Raw genomic sequence first — 22,692 nt, forward strand, 5'->3', positions numbered from 1 at the left:
ACTTGCCCCGGAAGGATGGACTGCAAATGCTTTTGGGCGCACTGGCTGGCGAGGATTTTGGGGATCAGGTGGCAGCCGGTGGCGCTGCATCCGTCGATGTTCGGGGACTTTCCGCCGATAGCCGCAAGGTCGCGCCGGGCACGGTTTTCTTCGCGCTCTCGGGAAGCAAGACGGATGGTTCGGCCTTCGTCGCTCAAGCTGTCGAAAAGGGCGCTGTCGCCATCGTCGCGTCGCATCCTGTGGACGCGTCCGTTCCCGTCATCACCGTCGACAATCCGCGCCGCTTTCTGGCTCTTGCGGCTGCCCGCCTCGTCGGACGTCAGCCGAAGACCATGGTCGCGGTGACCGGTACCGCCGGCAAGACCTCGGTCGCCTCGTTCACGCGCCAGATCTGGGCCGAAGCCGGCCACGCCGCTGCGCAGATCGGTACCACGGGCGTGATATCTCCTTCGCGGAACGACTACGGCTCGTTGACCACACCCGATCCGCTGGCGCTGCATTCGCTGCTTGGCGAGCTCGCCGACGAAGGCGTCACCCATGCCGCGATGGAAGCCTCCAGCCACGGTCTCGACCAGAGCCGTCTTGATGGTGTCGTGCTGTCGGCTGCCGGCTTCACCAATCTCGGCCGTGACCACATGGACTATCATCCGACCATGGAAGACTACATGGCGGCGAAGATGCGGTTGTTCGATACGCTGCTGCCGAAGGGCGCACCGGCCGTGATCTTTGCCGATGACGCCTGGTCGGACGAGGCCATTCGTGCGGCGAAGGCTGCCGGCCATGATGTGCGCACCGTTGGCCGCAAAGGCGAGTTCCTGAGCCTGAAACGCGTCGAGCACTTTCGTCACAAGCAGGTGGCCGAGGTGCATCACGGCGGCGAGATCTTCGAGGTTCACATCCCGCTTGCGGGCGATTTCCAGATTGCCAATGCGCTGGTGTCTGCCGGTCTTGCGATCTCGACGGGCGTTGCTCCGGCCGTTGCGCTGAAGGCTCTTGAGCATCTCAAGGGTGCTTCGGGGCGCCTGGAACTGGTCGGACAGACCAAGGCCGGTGCACTCGCTTATGTCGATTACGCCCACAAGCCGGAAGCGCTGGAGAACGTGCTGACCTCGGTGCGTCCGTTCACAACAGGCCGCGTCATCGTGGTCTTTGGCTGCGGCGGTGACCGGGATAAGGGCAAGCGGCCGATCATGGGAGAAATCGCTTCGCGGCTGGCCGACATCGTCATCGTCACCGACGACAATCCGCGCTCGGAAGTGCCGGCGACAATCCGTTCGGAGATCATGGCGGCGACCCCTGATGGCATCGAAATCGGTGATCGCGCCCAGTCGATCCGCGCCGGTGTTGCCATGATGTCGGCGGGGGATACACTGATCGTGGCGGGCAAGGGGCACGAGGAAGGACAGACGGTGGGGTCGGAGACGTTGCCGTTCTCGGACCATCACGAAGTCCGCAAAGCCTTGGAGGAGTTCGACCGTTGACCCTGCTCTGGACCGCGCGTGAAATGGTCGTCGCCATGGACGGCCGGCCTTTCGGCAACCTGCCGGAAGGTGTCACCGGTATTTCGATCGACAGCCGGACGATCACGCCCGGCGAAGCTTTCTTCGCCATCAAGGGCGATCGCGTCGATGGCCACAATTATGCGAGCATCGCGATCGCCAATGGGGCTTCTCTGCTCGTGGTCAGCGAGGCGAAGCTGCCGGCACTCGGCCGGCTGACGATACCGATGATTGTCGTCGAGGACGTGCTGGTCGGTCTGCAGAAGCTCGGCCTGGCGGCGAGGGATCGCACCCCTGCCACGGTGATTGCGGTGACCGGATCCGTTGGCAAGACGACGACCAAGGAAATGTTGCGCATGACGCTCGAGCCGTCAGGCAAGGTGCATGCCTCTGTCGCTTCCTTCAACAATCACTGGGGCGTGCCGTTGACGCTCGCCCGCATGCCGATTGATACGCGCTATGGCGTTTTTGAGCTCGGCATGAACCATCCAGGCGAGATCGGCCCGCTTTCGCGCATGGTCCGGCCTGACGTGGCCATCATCACCACGATTGCGCCAGCTCATCTCGGCAATTTTTCCAGCGTCGACGAGATCGCCGATGCCAAGGCTGAGATCTTCGAGGGCGTCGTCAATGGCGGCGATGCGATCCTCAACCGCGATATTCCCTATTACGAGCGCCTCGAACAGGCGGCGCTCGCTCAGGGTGTCGAGAACATTCACAGCTTTGGCCAGCATGCCAAGGCCGAATTCCGCCTTGCCGAATTCGACGGTGCGGCCGAGCTTTCGACTGTCTGGGTGTCCTTCGGCGGCGAAACGCGCGAAGTGACGATTGGTGCGCCCGGACGACACCTCGCGGAGAATGCCATGGCGGTTCTCGCGGCTGTTTCGCTTGTCGGTGCCGATATCGATGCGGCGATCGAGGCGCTTGCCAATCTGACGGCCGTCAAGGGCCGCGGTCAGCGCCATAAGCTCAAGATGCCCGACGGCGCCCTGACGCTGATCGACGACAGCTACAATGCAAACCCTGCCTCCATGCGCGCTGCGATCGCCGTGCTCGCTTCGTCCCAGCCGACGGGCGAGGGGCGGCGGATTGCCGTGCTCGGCGATATGCTGGAGATGGGCGAATTCGCCCCCAGCGTGCATGCCGAACTCGCCGGGCCACTGCTGGCGGCGGGTATCGAACATGTCTGGCTCGCAGGCCCGGATATGGTGGCGCTTCGCGACGCCCTGCCGGAAACGGTTCATGTCGTCTATCTCGAGACCACGGAGGAGCTCGCGAATTTTGTCACCGCCGAGGTCCGCGCCGGCGACGTCGTGATGGTCAAATCTTCTCTCGGCATCGGTTTCGGCAAGATCGTTTCGGCTCTGCTTGACAAGCATCCGGCATTCCCCGACACGGAGCGCCAATTTTAATCCGGGCTTTGGGAAAGGGCTCCAATGCTGATTTGGCTTGTGGAACTGTCGGACAACCTGCAGTTTTTCAATCTCTTCCGTTACATCACCTTCCGGACGGGGGCAGCTCTCTTCACCTCGGCGCTGGTGGTCTTCCTGTTCGGCCCTATGATGATCGCATCATTGCGCGTGCGCCAGGGCAAGGGGCAGCCGATCCGGGCTGACGGACCGCAGACCCATTTCAAGAAGGCGGGAACGCCGACCATGGGCGGGTTGATGATCCTGGCCGGTATCGTCGTGTCGTCGCTGCTCTGGGCGGACCTGTCCAATGTCTATGTCGTGGCGACGCTGCTCGTGACGCTGGGCTTCGGGGCGATCGGCTTTTATGACGATTATCTCAAGGTGACCAAGCAAACGGAGAAGGGCTTTTCCGGCAAGGCACGCCTCGGCATCGAATTCCTGATCGCCGGCATTGCCGTCTATTTCATGATGTCGACGGCGCTGAGTTCCGGGCCGCAAGGGTCTACCTTCGGTTCTTCGGTCGCCTTTCCTTTCTTCAAGGATTTTCTGATCGATCTCGGGATCTTCTTCGTACTGTTCGGCGGCTTCGTCATCGTCGGTGCCGGCAACGCCGTCAACCTGACGGACGGCCTTGACGGTCTCGCCATCGTGCCCGTGATGATTGCGGCTGCCTCCTTCGGCGTGATCGCCTATCTCGCCGGCAATGCGGTGTTCTCAAACTACCTGCAGATCAATTTCACGCCGGGCACGGGCGAACTTGCCGTGGTGCTCGGCGCCGTCATCGGTGCCGGCCTCGGCTTCCTCTGGTTCAACGCGCCACCGGCTGCCATTTTCATGGGTGATACGGGTTCGCTCGCACTCGGCGGCCTGATCGGCTCTGTGGCTGTCGCCACCAAGCATGAGATCGTCATGGCGATCATCGGCGGCCTCTTCGTCATGGAGACGCTGTCGGTCATCATTCAGGTCGGCTATTTCAAGCTGACGGGCAAGCGCGTCTTCCTGATGGCGCCGATCCACCACCATTTCGAAAAGCTCGGCTGGACCGAGAGCCAGGTCGTCATCCGCTTCTGGATCATTGCTGTGGGCCTCGCCATGCTCGGCCTCTCGACCCTGAAGCTGCGGTGAGGCGGCGATGATCGCGGCCAACACCTTCCAGGGCAAGACCGTCGCGCTGTTCGGGCTCGGCGGTTCGGGCCTCGCCACGGCGAAAGCGCTGCAGGCCGGCGGCGCCAATGTGATCGCTTGGGACGACAATCCCGACAGTGTTGCGCGGGCGGAGACAGAGGGCGTGCCGACCCGGGACTTGCGCGAAATCGACTGGTCCTCGGTCGCGTCCTTCGTGCTGTCGCCCGGCGTGCCGCTCACCCATCCGAAACCACATTGGACGGTGGGCTTTGCCCGCAATGCCGGCGTGGAGATCATCGGCGATGTCGAGATCTTCGTGCGCGAGCGGCGGGCGCAGGCGCCGAATTGCCCGTTCATCGCGATCACAGGCACCAATGGTAAATCGACAACGACGGCACTGATCGCTCATATTCTGTCAGCAAGCGGTCGGGATACGCAACTCGGTGGCAATATCGGCCGAGCCGTTCTGACGCTCGATCCGTCGAGGGATGGCCGGTTCTTCGTCGTCGAGTGCTCGTCCTATCAGATCGACCTTGCACCGACGCTCAATCCGACCGCCGGTATCCTGCTCAATCTGACGCACGATCATCTCGATCGTCACGGTACGATGCAGCATTATGCCGAAGTGAAAGAGCGCCTCGTCGCTGGGGCCAAGACTGCGATCGTCGGGACCGATGACAGCTATTGCGAACTGATCGGCGATCGTGTCGAGCGCGCCGGCACCAAGGTCATCCGGATCTCGAAGCGGCAGCCGCTCGCCGATGGACTTTATGCCGAGGGCTCACGGATCATGCGGGCCGAGCAGGGGGCGACCTCGCTTGTCGTCGATCTCGACGGAATCCAGACGCTGCGTGGCAGCCACAACGCCCAGAATGCCTGTGCTGCTGTCGCCGCCTGCCTTGCGGTCGGTGTGTCTGAGGACGAGATCCAGAAGGGTCTCCAGAGCTTCCCCGGTCTGAAGCACCGAATGCAGCCGGTCGGTCGTCGCCGCCAGGTCGTTTTCGTCAACGACAGCAAAGCGACCAATGCCGAGGCGGCAGCACCCGCGCTGTCCAGCTACGAGCGGATCTACTGGATTGCCGGTGGTCTGCCCAAGGAAGGCGGCATCGCAAGCCTTGCACCACTCTTTTCGCGCATCGTGAAGGCCTATCTGATTGGCGAGGCTGCATCGGCCTTCGCCGCGCAGCTTGGTGACCGTGTCCCTTACGAGATCTCGGACCGACTAGAGCGCGCCGTGGCCCATGCTGCAGACGATGCCGATCGGGATGGCGAAGCTTCTGCCGTGATGCTGTCACCGGCTTGCGCAAGCTTCGACCAGTACAAGAATTTCGAAGTTCGCGGCGACGCCTTTGTTTCGCATGTCGCGGACCTCGAGGGAATGACGATGCTGATCGACCTGCCGACAGGAGGCAAATGAGATGGTAAGCCGCGTAGAGAGGGGCCCGGTCGCTGACTGGTTCTGGACGATCGACCGTCTGTTCCTGATCACCTTTGTCCTCCTGATGGGGATCGGGCTGATGCTCTCCTTCGCGGCGTCGCCGGCGGTTGCCGAACGCCTCAATCTCGACAGCTTCCACTTCGTCAAGCGCCACGCCTTTTTCATGCTGCCGGCACTCGGTGTGATGATCGGGCTGTCCTTCCTGTCGCCACGCCAGGTCAGGCGCATGGCCATGCTGATCCTCGCGGCCTCGCTGATCATGATGGTGCTGGTTCTGTTCATCGGTCTCGAGGTGAAGGGCGGTCGGCGCTGGCTCTCGATCGGCTCGATGTCGATCCAGCCTTCGGAATTCATGAAACCTGCCTTCGTCGTGATCTGTGCCTGGTTGTTCGCCGAACATGCCCGCCAGCCGGAAATTCCGGGCAATCTCTTCGCCATCCTGCTCTTCGGTATTGCCGCCGCCCTGCTGATCGCGCAGCCCGACCTCGGCCAGACCATCCTGATCGGCAGCGTCTGGGGGGCGATGTTCTTCATGGCTGGCATGCCGTGGCTGTGGATCGTCGTGCTCGGCGCGCTGGGCAGTGCTGGCTTCTTTGGCGCCTATTTGACGCTTCCTCACGTTGCCGGCCGAATAGACCGGTTCTTGACCGGGGAGGGCGACACCTTCCAGGTCGATACGGCGCGCGAGGCGATCATTCGTGGCGACTGGTTCGGTCAGGGGCCGGGTGAGGGGATCGTCAAGCGCATCATTCCCGACAGCCATACCGACTTCATCTTCTCGGTAGCAGCCGAGGAATTCGGCATCATCTTTTGCATGGTGCTCGTTGCGATTTTCGGGTTCTTGGTATTGCGAGGGCTCAGCCACGCCTACAAGGAGCGCAATGATTTTAACCGTCTCGCCGTGTCCGGTCTCGTGCTGCTGCTCGGTGTGCAGTCGATGATCAATATCGGCGTCAATCTCGAACTGCTGCCGGCCAAGGGCATGACGCTGCCGCTCATCTCTTATGGCGGATCGTCGATGACCGCTATCTGCGTCACCGCCGGTTTCATCCTGGCGCTGACCCGCCGCCGTCCGGAGAAACGCGCTCAGGAGCGCAGCCTGTTCCGCTCGGTTGCCGGCGTTCCCGCGGAGTAATTGCGTATGACCAAAGGTATAGTGTTGCTTGCCGCCGGTGGCACCGGCGGACATCTCTTCCCGGCCGAGGCGCTGGCGCATGAATTGAAGGCGCGGGGCTTTAGCGTGCACCTGGTGACCGACAGGCGGGCCGAACGCTATGCGGGGAGCTTTCCGGCGGATAAGATCCACACCGTGTCCTCCGCCACGATCGGATCGAAGAACCCGGTCGCCGTCGTCAAGGCGTTTCTGTCGCTCTGGCGCGGTTACCGCGAGGCACGGAGCCTTGTGTCGCGACTGAAGCCAAAAGCCGTCATCGGCTTTGGTGGTTATCCGACCGTTCCGCCAGTTTTCGCTGCGGCCGGTCTCGGCGTTCCGACAGCGGTGCACGAGCAGAACGCTGTCATGGGCCGCGCCAACAAGCTTCTCGCGTCGCGGGTGCGGGCGATCGCCGGCGGCTTTCTGTCGCCTGGCGGGGACCATGCGGCGAAGATGGTGCTGACAGGCAATCCGGTGCGGCCGGCGGTGATCGCTGCTGCGGCGCAGCCCTATGTTCCGTCTAATGCCGATGAGACGTTCAACCTTGTGGTCTTCGGCGGAAGCCAGGGCGCGCAGTTCTTCTCCGACGCCATTCCCGGCGCCATCCGGCTGATGCCAGATGCCCTGCGTGCGCGCCTCGTCGTGACGCAGCAGGCGCGACCTGAAGACCGTCAGAAGGTCATCGACAGCTATGCGACGCTCGGCATCCGTGCGGATGTCGCGCCGTTCTTTACCGACATGTCGGATCGGCTGGCATCTGCCCATCTCGTGATCTGCCGGTCCGGGGCCTCGACGGTTTCCGAACTCGCGGTGATCGGCCGGCCAAGCCTGCTCGTGCCCTATCCCCATGCTCTTGACCATGACCAGGCCGCAAACGCTGCGGCGCTCGCCGCTCAAGGCGGAGCGCAGGTCATCCCGCAGGCGCAGCTTTCCACCGACAGGATCGCAAGTCTTCTGACGGAGGCGATGGAGGGGCCAGATCGGCTCGCCACGATGGCAGCTGCTGCGAAAAGCACGGGCAAGCCCGATGCGGCCGGCTTGCTCGCAGACCTCGTAGAGGCTATTGCCGCCGGCAGGGGCATTGCCCAGTCGAAGGGAGCCACACAATGAAAATGCCGAAATCCATTGGCCTCGTCCATTTCATCGGGATCGGCGGCATCGGAATGAGCGGGATCGCCGAGGTTCTGCACAATCTCGGGCATAGGGTGCAAGGGTCAGACCAGGCAGAGAGCGCCAATGTCCAGCGTCTGCGCGCCAAAGGCATCGAGGTGTTCGTCGGCCACAAGGCCGAGAACCTGGGTGAGGCCGAGGTCGTCGTCGTTTCGACCGCGATCAAGAAGAACAATCCCGAACTCGTCGCCGCCCGCGAAAAGCTGCTGCCGATTGTCCGGCGCGCCGAGATGCTGGCTGAACTCATGCGCTTCCGCAATGCGATCGCCGTCGGCGGCACGCATGGCAAAACAACGACCACGTCGATGGTGGCGGCCCTGCTCGATGCCGGCGCGCTCGATCCGACCGTCATCAATGGCGGTATCATCAATGCCTATGGCACTAATGCCCGCATGGGCGAGGGCGAGTGGATGGTGGTCGAGGCTGACGAGTCCGACGGGACCTTCCTGAAGCTGCCGGCCGATGTTGCGATCGTCACCAATATCGATCCGGAGCATCTCGACCACTACGGCACCTTCGACAATGCGCGTGCGGCGTTTCGCCAGTTCGTCGAGAATGTGCCGTTCTATGGCTTTGGCGTGATGTGCCTCGACCATCCGGAAGTCCAGGCCCTGGTCGGACGGATCGAGGATCGCAAGGTCATCACCTATGGGGAAAACCCGCAGGCCGATGTGCGTTTCTCGAATGTGAGGCTCGACGGCACCCGCTCGATCTTCGACGTCGAAATCCGCCGTCGTCGCACGGGCCGTGTGTTCAACTTCAAGGATCTGGTCCTGCCGATGCCGGGCCGGCACAACATTTCCAATGCCTGCGCGGCGATCGCTGTCGCGAACCGGCTCGATATTCCGGAAGAGGCGATCCGCAAGGGGCTCGCCGGCTTCGGCGGCGTCAAGCGTCGCTTCACGCTGACGGGAGATTCGAACGGTGTGCAGGTCTTCGATGACTACGGGCACCACCCGGTCGAGATCAAGGCCGTGCTCAGAGCGGCACGGGAAGCCTGCCAGGGGCGCATCATCGCCGTCCACCAGCCGCATCGCTTCTCGCGCCTCGCCAGCCTTTTCGACGACTTCGCCAACTGCTTCAACGATGCCGACACGATCTTCCTGTCGCCGGTCTATGCAGCGGGCGAAGAGCCGATCGAGGGGATCGATTCGGAAACGCTGGTCTCGCGCATCAAATCGGGCGGCCATCGCGACGCGCGATACTTGGCCGCGCCCGAACAATTGGCCTCGCTCGTCGCGGGCATTGCACAACCGGGGGATTTCGTGGTCCTGTTGGGGGCCGGCAACATCACCCAATGGGCTGCTGCCCTGCCGGCTGAACTAGATGCAATTTCGGGAAAGTCTTAGATGAAACAGGTGGATGGGGAAAAGCTTCTGGCCTCGCTCGGCCCTGAAGTCAACGATCTCAAGGGGCGGCTGACGCCCGACGCGCCGATGGACCGGGTGACCTGGTTCCAGGCCGGCGGCCTCGCCGAGCTGATGTTCCAACCGCATGACGTCGAGGACCTGACCGCGTTCCTGAAGCTTCTGCCCGAAGACGTGCCGTTGACTGTCGTCGGCGTCGGATCAAATCTGCTTGTGCGTGACGGCGGGATCCCCGGTGTGGTGATCCGCCTCTCGGCCAAGGGTTTTGGCCAGGTCGAACTCGCAGGCGAGAACCGGATCCGCGCCGGCGCGATCTGCCCGGACAAACATATCGCCGCCATGGCGATGGACAACAATATCGGTGGCTTCCATTTCTATTATGGCATTCCCGGTTCGATCGGCGGCGCGATCCGTATGAACGCCGGCGCCAATGGCGGGGATACGGCGGGCCGGCTGATCGAGGTCGAAGCCGTCGACCGCAAAGGCAATGTCCACGTCCTGTCGAATGCCGACATGGGCTACACCTATCGCCATTCGGAGGCTTCCGAAGGGCTCATCTTCACCAGCGCGCTGTTCGAAGGCTATCCGGAAGAGAAGGCGAAGATCCGCGCCGACATGGATGCCGTGCGCCATCACCGCGAAACCGTCCAACCGGTCAAGGAAAAGACCGGTGGCTCGACTTTCAAGAACCCCGACGGCCATTCGGCCTGGGAACTGATCGACGAGGCCGGTTGCCGTGGCCTCATGATCGGTGGTGCGCAGATGTCGTCGCTTCACTGCAACTTCATGATCAATATCGGCCATGCCACGGGCTATGATCTGGAATATCTCGGCGAAACCGTGCGTCAGCGGGTTTTCGAGACTGCCGGCATCAAGCTGGAATGGGAAATCAAGCGTCTCGGCATCTTCATGCCCGGCCGCGAGGTGAAGCCGTTCATGGGCATCGTGGACGCGTAGTCCTTTCCAGGACCCCACGAAGTTTTAACTTCGCTGATCTAGGCTTCCCGTGGTTTTCGGGGAGTTTCATGTTCGATCTGGTCCACCAATGGGTTATCCGACAGTTGACGCTCGGCGAGTTTTCCTCGCCCCGCGCGGTCGTGACCAAAGCAGCCTTCATGGCGGCCAAGATTGCCATCTTCGCCTATCTCCTCAACATCGTCGGGCATCTGATCCTGGTTGCGCTCGGGCTTCTGCCCTATCCGCTCGGCCCGGCGCTGGTGGTGGCCACGATGCTCACGCCGCCGGTGTCTTTCATCGTGGCCGTCATCGCCTATTCCGTCGTCGGGCTGGCGATCTATGATCTCGGCATGTCACGCCAGCGTTTCGAAATGCTCAGCCGGACCGACATGTTGTCCGGCCTGATGAACCGCCGGGCCTTCCTGGACACGTTCGAGCAGGCGCGCGGACACGTCGCCCTGATCGTGTTCGATATCGACCGCTTCAAGTCGATCAATGACGCGCTCGGCCACAAGGCGGGGGATGACGTCATCGTGCGGGTCGCCCAATGTTTCACAGATGTGCTGGGCGAGGGGGCGACGGTTGCCCGCATCGGGGGCGAAGAGTTCGCCGTATTGCTTTCTGGTCCGCGATCAGACGGCGCGCTCGACGTCGCCGAGGCGATCCGCCAGACAGTCGAAGACCTGGGGTTCGAGGTTGCGGGGCGCAGGATATCCGTGAGCGTCTCCGCAGGCGTATCGGAAGGTGTCGCGGGACTCGGATTCAGCGAGCTGTTTTCCGGCGCGGATCGCGCCCTTTACCTCGCCAAGGCGAGCGGGCGGAATCGAATCGTGCATGCGAAACAGCTCGTCGAAGCGTCCCTCGATGCCTCCTATCCGGCCGATGGACACGCGGAGGCGAGCGCCTCCCGCTTGTCTGCCTGACAGGCGTCTGGTGGAATTTGTCTTTAGAAATTCAGATGTTTATCACGACCTCTTCAGGTTTCTTGTGAGCTTTGGTGTATCCGGCCAGCGGCCCGGGTTAACGAAAGTAAACGGTTCATTAACCTTAATGTTGTTGAACTGACCTCATAGAGCCGATGCGGTCCATGCGACGGTCGGCCAGTTCAGGAATTTGCGAGGCGTAAATGAGTGGCAAGCATGTCGCGGTTTTGATGGGTGGATTGTCCTCCGAGCGGCCCGTGAGCTTGTCGTCGGGTAGCGCCTGCGCTGCAGCCCTCGAAGGTGAGGGCTTCCAGGTCACGCGGGTAGACGTCGGTCGTGACATCGGTCGTGTCCTCGGAGAGCTGAAGCCGGACGTTGCCTTCAATGCGCTGCATGGTCCCTTCGGCGAGGATGGCACGATCCAGGGCGTGCTCGAATACCTCGAGATTCCCTATACCCATTCCGGTGTGCTGGCGTCGGCGCTTGCGATGGACAAGAAGCAGGCCAAGATCGTGGCCGCGCAGGCGGGCATTCCGGTCGCGGATGCGCTGGTGATGAACCGGCTCGAGATCGGCAATGTGCATCCGATGAAGCCGCCTTACGTGGTCAAGCCGGTTCGGGAAGGTTCCAGCTTCGGCGTTGTCATCGTGCGCGAGGACATGGCCCATCCCCCGCAGATCCTGACCTCCAGCGAATGGCGTTACGGCGATATCGTCATGGTGGAGCGCTATGTGGCGGGGCGTGAGCTCACCTGCGGCGTCATGGATGGCAAGGTGCTCGGCGTGACGGAGATCGTGCCGCTCGGCCACAGCTTCTACGATTATGACTCCAAGTATGCGGAAGGTGGCTCGCAGCACGTTCTTCCAGCGCAAATTTCACCGAAAATTTACCAAAAAATACAATCATTGGCGCTGAAGGCACATCAGGCGCTCGGGTGTCGCGGAGTGAGTCGGTCCGACTTCCGCTATGACGACCGCCTCTCCGAAGATGGTGATCTGATCTGGCTGGAACTCAACAACCAGCCTGGCATGACCCCCACTTCGTTGCTGCCGGAAATGGCGGCCCATGCGGGCTATGGTTTTGGTGAATTCGTACGTTGGATGGTGGAGGACGCCTCTTGTTCTCGTTGAGCGGCAAAAAACTGGCTGATGCATCCCGGGCCTATCCGGTCGCTCCGATTGCCTCCTCGGAGGCCAAGGTGCTTCCGCGCCCGCTGCGTCGCGTCGCCCGTTTCGTGATCAGTCTGTTTTCCGGTCGTATCGTTCTGCCTCGTCATCTCGGCAAGGTCAGTCTCGGTGCGTTCTATGGCGTGGTCTCTCTGCATGGCGTCGTCGTTGGTGGTCATGGTCCGGTTGTCATGCAGGCCGTTACGGCTTCCGCCGGTTTTGCCGTCGAGGATGTTCGAGTCTCCGGCAATCAGCACACGTCGGAAATCGACATCCTTCAGCTGCTCGGTCTCGATGGATCGACCAGTCTGCTCGGTCTCGACATTGCGAGTGCCCGCAAGGCGCTTTCCGAGCTTCCCTGGGTCGAATCTGCCGATGTGCGCAAGGTTTATCCCTCGACGGTCGAGGTTGTGCTGCGCGAGCGTCAGGCTTACGGAATCTGGCAGCACGGCACGGACCTGTCCTTGATCGAGCGTTCGGGATCGGTGATTGCGCCGCTGCGAGACAACAAGTTCGCCTCGCTTCCGCTCTTCGTCGGTCGTGATGCCGAGACGGCCGCAGCTGTAATCGATGAGGAATTCTCCAAGTGGCCGGCGATCGCTTCGCGTGTGAAGGCTTTCGTTCGTGTCGGCGGTCGTCGTTGGGATGTGCATCTCGACACTGGCGTCGTCGTCCGTTTGCCGGAGGAGAATGTCGCCGGAGCATTGGCGCTGCTGAACCGATTCGACGCTGAGCAGCAGGTTCTCTCGCGGGATATCGCCGTCGTCGATATGCGCCTGCCGGATCGTGTCGCCGTTCGTCTGACGCCCGGTGCGCAGGAGCGCCGTACGGCCGCCGTCGAAGAACGTCGCAAGGCTCTCAAGAAACTGGAGCAGAAGACATGAGCATCTTTGGTGGCTCTTCCTTCGGTCTCCCGCGCGCAAAGCCTCTGTCTTCGAAGCGTGCGCATGTCGTTTCGGTGCTCGACATCGGCTCGACCAAGGTCGTCTGCATCATTGCCCGGCTCACGCCGCGCCGCGAGTCCGCTGTGCTGCCGGGCCGCACCCACAATGTCGAGGTCATCGGCCTCGGTCATCAGCGTTCGCATGGGGTCAAGTCCGGCGTGATCGCCGATCTCGATGCGGTTGAAAATGTCGTGCGGCTCGCGGTCGATGCGGCAGAGCGCATGGCGGGCCTCACCGTCGAGAGCTTGATCGTCAATGTCTCGGCCGGACGCATTGGCTCGGATGTCTACACCGCCTCCATCGATCTCGGTGGCCAGGAAGTCGAGGCCGGCGATCTGCGCAAGGTGCTGATTGCGGCCGGCCAGCAATCCCAGGGCAGCGACCGCGCGGTTCTGCATTCGCTTCCCACAGGCTTTTCGCTTGACGGAGAGCGGGGAATCCGTGATCCACTTGGAATGTATGGCGATGTTCTCGGCGTCGACATGCACGTGGTCACGGCCGAACGGGCAGCGCTCCGCAATCTGGAGCTCTGCATCAACAGGGCTCATCTGACCGTCGAGGGCGTGGTTGCCACGCCTTATGCCAGTGGCCTCGCAGCCCTGGTCGACGACGAAGTGGAGCTCGGTTGTGCGGCGATCGACATGGGTGGTGGCATGACCACCATCTCGGTCTTCGCCGAAGGCAAGCTGATCCATACGGACGCCATCGGGATTGGTGGTCACCATGTGACGACCGATCTGGCGCGCGGGCTTTCCACCCGTATCGAGGATGCAGAACGTCTGAAGGTTGTTTACGGATCGGCTGTCGCCAATGGCGCCGACGATCGCGAGCTCGTGTCCGTTCCGCCGATCGGCGAGGACGACCGTGACCAGCCGACCCAGGTTCCCAAGGCGCTTCTGACCCGGATCATCAGCGCGCGAATCGAGGAAACTCTCGAATTGCTGCGCGACCGGATCCAGAAGTCAGGCTTCTCGCCGGTGGTCGGAAAACGCGTCGTTTTGACGGGTGGCGCCTGCCAGTTGACCGGCATGCCGGAGGCGGCCCGCCGTATTCTGGCCCGGAACGTGCGTATCGGTCGTCCGATGGGTGTGTCGGGTCTGCCGGCAGCGGCCAAGGGACCGGCCTTCTCGACGGCCGTCGGCCTGACGATCTATCCGCAGATGGCGGATCAGGAAACACATGCCGGGCAGGGCGGGTTGTTCTCGCCCTTCGGCAACGGAAACAGCCGGATCGCCCGCATGGGCCAGTGGCTGAAAGAGAGTTTTTGAGTTCACCCTCCGACCACAAGGTTCGGCCAAGGGAAATCTGTTGAAATGACATGGCCGGCTTGGCGATGCGGCCGGAAAAAGAAGGAACGGGTACCATGACCATCAAGCTGCAGAAGCCAGATATCACTGAGCTGAAGCCCCGCATCACCGTCTTCGGTGTCGGTGGCGGTGGCGGCAATGCCGTCAACAACATGATCACCGCTGGTCTGCAGGGCGTCGACTTCGTCGTCGCCAACACGGATGCCCAGGCGCTGACCATGACCAAGGCCGAGCGGATCATCCAGCTCGGCGTCAATGTCACCGAAGGCCTCGGCGCCGGTTCGCAGCCGGAAGTCGGTCGCGCCGCCGCTGAAGAGTGCATCGACGAGATCATCGATCATCTGAACGGTACCCACATGTGCTTCGTCACCGCCGGCATGGGTGGTGGTACCGGTACCGGTGCTGCTCCTGTCGTCGCCCAGGCAGCCCGGAACAAGGGCATCCTGACCGTCGGCGTCGTTACCAAGCCGTTCCACTTCGAAGGCGCCCGCCGCATGCGGCTTGCCGAATCCGGTATCGAGGAACTGCAGAAGTCGGTCGACACGCTGATCGTCATCCCGAACCAGAACCTGTTCCGCATCGCCAACGACCGCACTACCTTTGCCGACGCCTTTGCGATGGCCGACCAGGTGCTCTACTCCGGCGTTGCCTGCATCACCGACCTGATGGTCAAGGAAGGCCTGATCAACCTCGACTTCGCGGACGTTCGCTCCGTGATGCGCGAAATGGGCCGTGCGATGATGGGCACCGGCGAAGCATCCGGCGAAGGTCGTGCCATGCAGGCCGCCGAAGCTGCGATCGCCAACCCGCTGCTCGACGAAACCTCGATGAAGGGCGCCCAGGGCCTCCTGATCTCGATCACCGGTGGTCGTGACCTGACCCTGTTCGAAGTCGACGAAGCTGCGACCCGCATTCGCGAAGAAGTCGATCCGGACGCGAACATCATCCTTGGTGCTACCTTCGACGAAGCGCTCGAAGGCATCATCCGCGTCTCGGTCGTCGCCACTGGCATCGACCGCGCCGCGCTCGCTTCCAAGGGCTTTGAAGCCGCTCCGCTGTCAAAGCCTGCTATGCGTTCCTCCGCGGCCGTTGCTCCGGCACCGGCCGCATATCAGCCTGCAATGGCGCAGGCCCCCAAGCCGACCATGGATCCGGTCGCAGACACCATCCGTTCGGCTGAAGCCGCCATGGAACGCGAACTCGAAATCGCTGCTGCTCGTCAGCCGCTGAGCCAGCCTCATGCCGCGCCGCAGCAGGACTTCCGCCCGGCAAGCCGCCTGTTCGCATCGCCGGCTCCGGAAGCAGCTCCTGCTCCGCAGATGATGCAGCCGGTTGCTCCGGCCCCGGTCATGAGCCAGCCGGCTCCGGTCATGCAGCAGCCCGCTCCCGTCATGCAGGCGCCCGTTGCGCCGGCACCGATGGCTGCCGAGCCCCGCATGGCACCAGAGCCGGTTCGCATGCCGAAGGTGGAAGACTTCCCGCCGGTCCTGCGCGCCGAAATCGACCACCGCGCCCAGCCGGCTGCTCCCGCTGCCCAGGACGAGCGTGGCCCGATGGGTCTCTTGAAGCGCATCACCAACTCGCTTGGCCGCCAGGCCGATGAGGAGCCTGTGATGGGTGACATGACCGGCTCCGCTCCGGTGGCGCCCTCGCAGCAGCGTCGTCCGCTCTCGGCCGAGGCAAGCCTCTATGCACCGCGTCGTGGACAGCTCGACGATCAGGGTCGTGTAACGCCGGCCCGGGCTACCAGCGAAGACGACCAGCTTGAGATCCCGGCCTTCCTGCGCCGCCAGACGAGCTGAGTTCGGACAACGACTCACTAACGAAACCCGGGCTGACAAGGCCCGGGTTTCTTGCATTTCACGATCTGTTTCAGGATGTGGAATTGTTGATGATAATCAACGGCCTGGCTTCGTTACAAAGCGAAAGAATCAGTGATTTGGCTGTATGGGCGGTGCCGCGTATGTATGTGATCGAAGCAGGGCTCCACGGCCCTTTCACACAAGTTTGCGACGGCAAGTTTCAGATCCACCGCCTCGTCGCTTCATTTTAAGGCTATCGGAATGGCAATTGCTTTGCTCGGATTTCAAACCACGATTGCAGCGCCGCTCACGCTGACTGGGATCGGGGTTCATTCCGGACGAGACGTGACAATCACTTTCCAGCCGGCAGAGGCCGGTACGGGCATTGTTTTTCAGCGTCAGCATGACGACGGCTCGACCAGTGAATATCGTGCTGTCTCCGCCCATGTCGGCAACACCGATCTCTGCACCGTGCTTGGAACCAACCCGGCCCGCTCCGTGGCGACGGTCGAGCATGTGATGGCCGCGCTCTATGCGCTCGGTCTCGACAACGTCATCGTTGAAGTCGACGGCGCTGAAATGCCGATCATGGATGGCAGCTCGGAAGTCTTCATCGATGCGATCGAGCAGGTCGGCATTTCAAATCTCGGCGTCAAGCGCCGCTATATTCGCGTCACCAAGCCAGTGCGTATCGAATCGGGTGCTTCCTGGTCCGAGTTCCGCCCCTATGACGGTACTCGCTTCGAGGTCGAGATCGATTTCGACAGCAAGCTGATTGGCCGGCAGAAGTGGGAAGGCGACCTGACGGCAGAGACCTTCAAGAACGAACTGTCGCGGGCGCGCACCTTCGGGTTCATGCGCGATGTTGAGCGCCTCTGGGCCGCCGGTTTCGCGCTCGGCTCCTCGCTGGAAAACTCCGTCGTCATCTCCGACGACGACACGGTCATCAATGTCGAGGGTCTGCGCTACGAGAAGGACGAGTTCGTCCGTCACAAGACGCTGGATGCCGTCGGCGACCTGGCATTGGCCGGTGCGCAGTTCATCGGCTGCTACCGTTCCTATCGTGGTGGTCACAAGATGAATGCGAATGCGCTGAAGGCGTTGCTCAGCGATCCCACGGCTTATGAAGTGGTTGAAGCCCCGAGCCGCAGCCACCAGGTTCGTGCGCGGGAATTCGTTCCGGTCCAGGTGCCGGAATTTGCCCCCTGGTCGGCCTGACCTCGGAACGGGCAACTGGAAGATTGCGCGCCGGCTTCCATTAGGAGGCCGGCGTTTTTGCTGGGCGACGGAAGATACTGAAGAAACGGCACTTTCTGGGCGCCCTGCCACAAAAATGCGTTAAAGTCACATCACTGCGTTGCCCTAGTGCCGCTTTTGTGGCTAGAAACGCCAGTTGAAGGCGACGGTTTTCAAGCGGCGCTGCAATCGGGATCATTTCGAATGAATCATGTGGGATCGGTCGTTGTGAAGAAAGCCGCGCGTATTGCAGGCCTGTGCGTGATGATGTCGGTCGGGGCGGTGCTCGCTGGGTGCCAGTCCGACCCGGATATCGACATCAGCAAGCTCGCTGCCGAGACCGAACCGCCGGAAGTCCTCTACAATCAGGGCCTCGCCAACATCAAGGCGGGTAACATGGGCGAAGCGTCGCGCAAGTTCGACGCTGTCGATGCGCAGCATCCGTTCTCCGAGTGGTCGCGCAAGTCGCTCGTCATGAGCACGTTCACCAAATATCGGCTTGGCCGCTATGCGGATGCCATCGCCTCCGGCAACCGCTACATGAACCTCTATCCGAAGTCCGAGGACGCTGCCTATGCGCAGTATCTCGTCGGACTTTCCTACTGGAAGCAGATCTCCAGCGTCACGCAGGACCAGCGCAATTCGGTGAAGACCATCGAGGCGATGCAGCGGGTCGTCAACGAATTCCCCGATTCGGAGTATGTCGACGATGCGCAGGCCAAGATGCGTTTCGCTCGCGACCAGCTGGCCGGCAAGGAAATGCAGGTCGGACGCTATTATCTGGAGCGCAAGGAATACCTCGCGGCCGTCTCGCGTTTCCGCGTCGTGGTCGAGCAGTATCCGAACACGAACCAGATCGAGGAAGCGCTCGCACGTCTGGTCGAGTCCTACTATGCCATGGGTGTCGTCTCGGAAGCGCAGGCTGCCGCCGCCGTCCTCGGTCATAACTATCCGGACAGCCAGTGGTATGCCGACAGCTACGCGCTGTTGCAGAAGGGCGGCGTCGAGCCGCGTGAGAACGCCGGGTCGTGGATCACCCGCGCCGGCCGCAGGCTGCTGGTCGGGACCTGACGGTCCTAAGTCACGAAGTGAGAACCTGAGCCCATGCTGGTCCAGCTGTCGATCCGCGATATCGTTTTGATCGAGCGGCTGGATCTCGCCTTCGAAGCCGGTCTCTCCGTGCTGACCGGCGAGACGGGTGCTGGTAAGTCAATTCTCCTCGACAGTCTGTCGCTTGCGCTCGGTGGTCGCGGCGATGGCTCTCTCGTGCGCCATGGCGAGGACAAGGGACAGGTGACGGCTGTGTTCGACGTGGACAATAGCCACTCCGCACGCACCTTGCTCAAGGGCAATGGCGTCGATGACGACGGTGATCTCATCTTCCGCCGCGTGCAATCGGCCGATGGGCGCACCCGTGCCTACATCAACGACCAGCCGGTCAGCGTGCAGCTCATGCGTCAGGTCGGGCAGTTGCTTGTCGAAATCCACGGACAGCACGACGACCGGGCCCTGATCGATAACAATGCGCATCGCATGCTGCTCGACGCCTTTGCGGGGCTCACCGACGAAGCTGTGAACCTCGGCGAAAGCTATCGCCGCTGGCGGGATGCTGAGCGTTTCTTCAAGACCCACAAGGCGAAGGTCGAGGCCGCCGCCCGTGAGGCTGACTATCTGCGCGCGTCCGTGGAGGAACTCGAGACGCTTTCGCCGCTCGATGGTGAAGAGGACGACCTCGCCGAGCGGCGCTCGGCCATGCAGAAGTCGGAGCGGATTGCAGGCGACATTGCCGAGGCTTCGGAATTCCTGAATGGCAACGCGTCCCCCGTGCCCCATATCGCGTCGCTGATGCGTCGCCTGGAGCGCAAGAGCCACGAAGCTCCCGGACTGCTCGAAGAGACCGTGCAGCTGCTCGGGACCGCGCTCGACACGCTTTCTGCCGCCCAGATGGAAGTGGAGGCGGCGCTGCGCCGCACCGAATTCGATCCCCGCGAACTGGAGCGGGTCGAGGAGCGTCTGTTTGCTCTCAGAGCCGCCGGCCGCAAATACTCCGTCGCGGTTGTCGACCTTCCGGCGCTCGCCGAGAAAATGGTGGCGGATCTGGCGGATCTCGATGCTGGTGAGGAGCGTCTCGGCCAGCTGGAGGCCGCCGTGCACGAGACCAGGGTCCATTACGATCACCTAGCCCAGCAATTGTCTGCCAAGCGCCAGAAAGCAGCCCAGGCCTTGGCTGATGCCGTCATGCAGGAACTGCCGGCGCTCAAGCTGGAACGGGCCCGCTTCATGGTCGAGGTGGCGGCCGATCCCGAGAACGCCACGGCAGACGGCATCGATACGGTGGAATTCCATGTCCAGACCAATCCCGGCACGCGCCCGGGTCCGATCATGAAGGTTGCCTCGGGTGGCGAGCTCTCGCGCTTCCTGCTGGCGCTGAAGGTTGCACTCGCGGATCGCGGATCCGCGCCGACATTGGTCTTCGACGAGATCGATACCGGTGTCGGTGGTGCGGTGGCCGATGCCATCGGCCAGCGGCTCAAGCGGCTCGCGGCCAGGGTGCAGGTCCTTTCCGTCACCCATGCGCCGCAGGTCGCCGCGCGCGCCTCCACGCATTTCCTGATTTCCAAGGGCCCGACCGGCGATGCGGGCGACAAGATCGCAACGCGGGTGGCGATCATGGAGCCTGACCATCGCAAGGAAGAGATTGCGCGCATGCTCGCGGGTGCCTCTGTGACCGACGAAGCACGGGCGGCAGCGGCCAAGCTGCTTGCGGCCGGCGAGTGATCTCCATCCGCCCGGTGTTGGTTGCGATTCTCACCAAAACCTGTTTCGCTGGTCCGCCATGCTTGAACTGATCCAGATCTACTGGGCCGAGACCCTTGCCGTGCTCTCCGTGGTCTTCGGTACGATCGCCGCGACCCATGCGGCGATGACCAAGCGCGAAGTTCGCTCTGCCCTCGGCTGGGTAGGCGTGATCATCCTCTCGCCGCTGGTGGGAGCCATGATATATGCGGTGGCGGGTATCAACCGCATTCGGCGCGCGACCCTCATTTCTCGACGTGCCCTGGAACTCGACGAGATCTGGCGCAGTCTCTCGCTCTATGCCGTCAGCCGCGAAACGGTGGCCACGCAGTTCGGCGCCAGGTTCGGACAGATGAAGCTGCTCGGGGATAAGGTGACCCGCCGTCCGCTTTCGTCCGGCAACCACATCGCGATGCTCACCACCGGTGAGGAGACCTTTGACGGGATGTGCTGGGCGATCGAGGCTGCTGAACAGAGCATCATCCTCGAAACCTATATTTTCGATCGTGATGCCGTCGGCCTGCGTATCGCGGATTGTCTGATCGCTGCCCATCGGCGCGGTGTCGTTGTGCGCGTGATCGTCGATGCCGTCGGTGCGCGTTACAGCGTGCCCAGCATCATCGGCTATCTGGAAGAGGGCGGCGTTCCGGTGGCGGTCTTCAACGGTCAGGTCATCATGGGGCTCCGGCTTCCTTACGCCAATCTGCGCACCCACCGGAAGATCATGGTGGTGGATGGTGCGACAGCCTTCGTCGGCGGCATGAATATCCGCGCCGGCTTTGTCGGGTCTGATGGTGCGCGTGACACGCATTTCAGGGTGACCGGTCCCGTCGTCGCCGACATCCTGGCGGTCGCGGCCGAAGACTGGCATTTCGAGACGGGTGAGGTTCTGCTGGGGCCGGAGTGGCGGGTGCGGCTCGACGATGCGGTGTCGGGGACGGGGACCGCGATCCGGGCCGTGGTGTCGGGGCCGGATACCCATATCGAGACGAATCACCGGCTCTTGCTCGGTGCCTTTTCAGTCGCCGAACGCTCGATCCGGATCGTCTCGCCCTATTTCCTGCCGGATACGACCTTCATCGCGGCGTTGAATACGGCGGCACGGCGGGGCGTGCAGGTCGATGTGATCGTGCCTTCGCAGAACAATCTCGCCATCGTGGCACGTGCGATGATGGGGCAGTTTGACCAGATCCTGCGGGAAGGCTGTCGCGTACATCTGTCGACCGGCACTTTCGACCATTCAAAGCTGATGGTGGTCGACCGGCAATGGTGTTTCGTCGGATCCTCCAATCTCGATTCGCGTTCGCTCAGGCTCAATTTCGAGATCGATCTCGAAGTGTATGACCGGGTGCTGGCCGAACAGATCGAAGACCGTATCGACGAGAGGCTGGGGACGGCGGAAGAGATGACCCTCGAAAGCCTGAGGGCACGTTCCCTGCCGAACCGGATAATCGACCGCTTTTTCTGGCTCGGATCGCCCTATCTTTGACAAATGAACGGCCATTCGTGGCTGTCAGGGCCGCAACGGTCAACGCCTCGAAAGACGACGGATGCACCTGGTGTGATGAAAAAGATAAAGCCCAGCCTCGCTCGCACGATGGTGACCTCGCTGCGCAATCGCAAATCGCGGCCGGGCGAGCGTGTTTCATCCGGGACGACCGAGGGGGTAATGACGGTCGCCTCCTACAATGTGCACAAATGCGTCGGCACCGACGGCCGTTTCGATCCGGAGCGGATCATCGATGTCATCCGCGAAATAGGGCCCGACGTGATCGCACTACAGGAGGCGGATCAGCGCTTCGGCGAGCGGTCCGGTCTGCTCGATCTCAACCGACTCAGGCTCGAAACCGGATTGCTGGCGGTTCCCGTCATCGCCGGTCCGAAGTCACATGGCTGGCGCGGCAATGTGCTCCTGTTTCGCGAGGGCATCGTGCGCGACGTGCACCAGATTGCGCTGCCGGGGCTCGAACCGCGGGGCGCGCTGGTCGCGGAGATCGATCTCGAAGGCAAGGCGGGGCTGCGCGTCATCGCTGCCCACCTCGGGCTCCTGCGTTGGGCGCGGCGGCAGCAGGCCGACGTGATCCTCGATCTCCTGCAGAGCCGGGACGAGCGGCCGACGCTGCTGATGGGCGACTTTAACGAGTGGCGGCTGGGACCTGGCTCGGCGCTGACCCGGCTCGAGCCCATCTTCGGGCCGCTACCGCCGGCGATCCCGAGCTTTCCGGCACGGCTACCTGTACTTTCGCTCGACCGGATCATGGCCAACAGGGCGGGGTTGATCGCGGATCTGACCGTGCATGATACGCCGCTCGCCCGAGTGGCGTCGGATCATTTGCCGCTGACGGCAAGGCTTGATCTCGGCAAGGTGGAGGACTGAGGGCCGGGCCTTTTCATTCG

General features: G+C 62.4%; 18 protein-coding genes. All 18 read left to right on the forward strand.

The genetic code is table 11. The features are described 5' to 3' along the window. The first annotated feature begins 26 nt into the window (after nucleotides 1-26). Nucleotides 27-1,481 (forward strand): UDP-N-acetylmuramoyl-L-alanyl-D-glutamate--2,6-diaminopimelate ligase, encoded by a 1,455-nt coding sequence (locus tag E9677_RS23100; protein WP_136560412.1) that lies wholly within the window; start codon nucleotides 27-29, stop codon nucleotides 1,479-1,481. Continuing rightward, complete coding sequence (locus E9677_RS23105) at nucleotides 1,478-2,911, forward strand: UDP-N-acetylmuramoylalanyl-D-glutamyl-2,6-diaminopimelate--D-alanyl-D-alanine ligase (RefSeq protein ID WP_136560413.1); 1,434 nt, start codon at nucleotides 1,478-1,480, stop codon at nucleotides 2,909-2,911. Before E9677_RS23100 ends, E9677_RS23105 begins: the two co-directional genes overlap by 4 nt. A 24-nt stretch (nucleotides 2,912-2,935) precedes the next feature. Then, a complete protein-coding gene (mraY, locus tag E9677_RS23110) occupies nucleotides 2,936-4,036 on the forward strand; it encodes a phospho-N-acetylmuramoyl-pentapeptide-transferase (RefSeq protein WP_136560414.1) in 1,101 nt (366 codons plus the stop codon). A 7-nt stretch (nucleotides 4,037-4,043) separates the two neighbouring features. Next, on the forward strand, nucleotides 4,044-5,453 hold the full coding sequence (gene murD, locus E9677_RS23115) for a UDP-N-acetylmuramoyl-L-alanine--D-glutamate ligase (protein ID WP_136560415.1): 1,410 nt from the start codon (nucleotides 4,044-4,046) through the stop codon (nucleotides 5,451-5,453). A gap of 1 nt (nucleotide 5,454) precedes the next feature. Further along, the gene (ftsW, locus tag E9677_RS23120; RefSeq protein ID WP_136560416.1) at nucleotides 5,455-6,609 is read left to right on the forward strand and encodes a putative lipid II flippase FtsW; all 1,155 of its coding nucleotides are present in this window, start codon (nucleotides 5,455-5,457) and stop codon (nucleotides 6,607-6,609) included. 6 nt (nucleotides 6,610-6,615) lie between these two features. Then, nucleotides 6,616-7,737: an undecaprenyldiphospho-muramoylpentapeptide beta-N-acetylglucosaminyltransferase gene (murG, locus tag E9677_RS23125; RefSeq protein WP_136560417.1), complete on the forward strand. Its 1,122-nt coding sequence runs from the start codon at nucleotides 6,616-6,618 to the stop codon at nucleotides 7,735-7,737. After that, on the forward strand, nucleotides 7,734-9,146 hold the full coding sequence (gene murC / locus E9677_RS23130) for a UDP-N-acetylmuramate--L-alanine ligase (RefSeq protein WP_136560418.1): 1,413 nt from the start codon (nucleotides 7,734-7,736) through the stop codon (nucleotides 9,144-9,146). The genes murG and murC overlap by 4 nt, the downstream gene beginning before the upstream one ends. Next, a complete protein-coding gene (gene murB / locus E9677_RS23135) occupies nucleotides 9,147-10,121 on the forward strand; it encodes a UDP-N-acetylmuramate dehydrogenase (protein ID WP_136560419.1) in 975 nt (324 codons plus the stop codon). Between the two features lie 68 nt (nucleotides 10,122-10,189). Further along, nucleotides 10,190-11,044 (forward strand): GGDEF domain-containing protein, encoded by an 855-nt coding sequence (locus E9677_RS23140; RefSeq protein WP_136560420.1) that lies wholly within the window; start codon nucleotides 10,190-10,192, stop codon nucleotides 11,042-11,044. Nucleotides 11,045-11,247: 203 nt separating this feature from the next. Continuing rightward, nucleotides 11,248-12,174, forward strand: a complete 927-nt coding sequence (locus tag E9677_RS23145; protein ID WP_136560421.1) for a D-alanine--D-alanine ligase — start codon at nucleotides 11,248-11,250, stop codon at nucleotides 12,172-12,174. Beyond that, nucleotides 12,162-13,094, forward strand: coding sequence for a cell division protein FtsQ/DivIB (locus tag E9677_RS23150; RefSeq protein WP_168801320.1), 933 nt, complete (start codon nucleotides 12,162-12,164; stop codon nucleotides 13,092-13,094). The genes E9677_RS23145 and E9677_RS23150 overlap by 13 nt, the downstream gene beginning before the upstream one ends. Continuing rightward, nucleotides 13,091-14,422: a cell division protein FtsA gene (gene ftsA / locus E9677_RS23155; protein ID WP_136560423.1), complete on the forward strand. Its 1,332-nt coding sequence runs from the start codon at nucleotides 13,091-13,093 to the stop codon at nucleotides 14,420-14,422. The genes E9677_RS23150 and ftsA overlap by 4 nt, the downstream gene beginning before the upstream one ends. A 95-nt stretch (nucleotides 14,423-14,517) precedes the next feature. Further along, nucleotides 14,518-16,263 (forward strand): cell division protein FtsZ, encoded by a 1,746-nt coding sequence (ftsZ, locus tag E9677_RS23160; RefSeq protein ID WP_136560424.1) that lies wholly within the window; start codon nucleotides 14,518-14,520, stop codon nucleotides 16,261-16,263. Between the two features lie 261 nt (nucleotides 16,264-16,524). Next, nucleotides 16,525-17,481, forward strand: coding sequence for a UDP-3-O-acyl-N-acetylglucosamine deacetylase (lpxC, locus tag E9677_RS23165; RefSeq protein WP_136560425.1), 957 nt, complete (start codon nucleotides 16,525-16,527; stop codon nucleotides 17,479-17,481). A gap of 282 nt (nucleotides 17,482-17,763) precedes the next feature. Then, nucleotides 17,764-18,570, forward strand: coding sequence for an outer membrane protein assembly factor BamD (locus tag E9677_RS23170; protein ID WP_408014777.1), 807 nt, complete (start codon nucleotides 17,764-17,766; stop codon nucleotides 18,568-18,570). A 33-nt stretch (nucleotides 18,571-18,603) separates the two neighbouring features. Next, nucleotides 18,604-20,277 (forward strand): DNA repair protein RecN, encoded by a 1,674-nt coding sequence (gene recN / locus E9677_RS23175; protein ID WP_136560427.1) that lies wholly within the window; start codon nucleotides 18,604-18,606, stop codon nucleotides 20,275-20,277. A gap of 58 nt (nucleotides 20,278-20,335) precedes the next feature. Beyond that, the gene (gene cls / locus E9677_RS23180; protein WP_136560428.1) at nucleotides 20,336-21,784 is read left to right on the forward strand and encodes a cardiolipin synthase; all 1,449 of its coding nucleotides are present in this window, start codon (nucleotides 20,336-20,338) and stop codon (nucleotides 21,782-21,784) included. Nucleotides 21,785-21,859: 75 nt separating this feature from the next. Continuing rightward, nucleotides 21,860-22,672 (forward strand): endonuclease/exonuclease/phosphatase family protein, encoded by an 813-nt coding sequence (locus E9677_RS23185; RefSeq protein ID WP_136560429.1) that lies wholly within the window; start codon nucleotides 21,860-21,862, stop codon nucleotides 22,670-22,672. Nucleotides 22,673-22,692: the final 20 nt, after the last annotated feature.

The organism is Peteryoungia rhizophila, from assembly GCF_004912145.1.
GTDB classification, from domain to species: domain Bacteria; phylum Pseudomonadota; class Alphaproteobacteria; order Rhizobiales; family Rhizobiaceae; genus Allorhizobium; species Allorhizobium rhizophilum.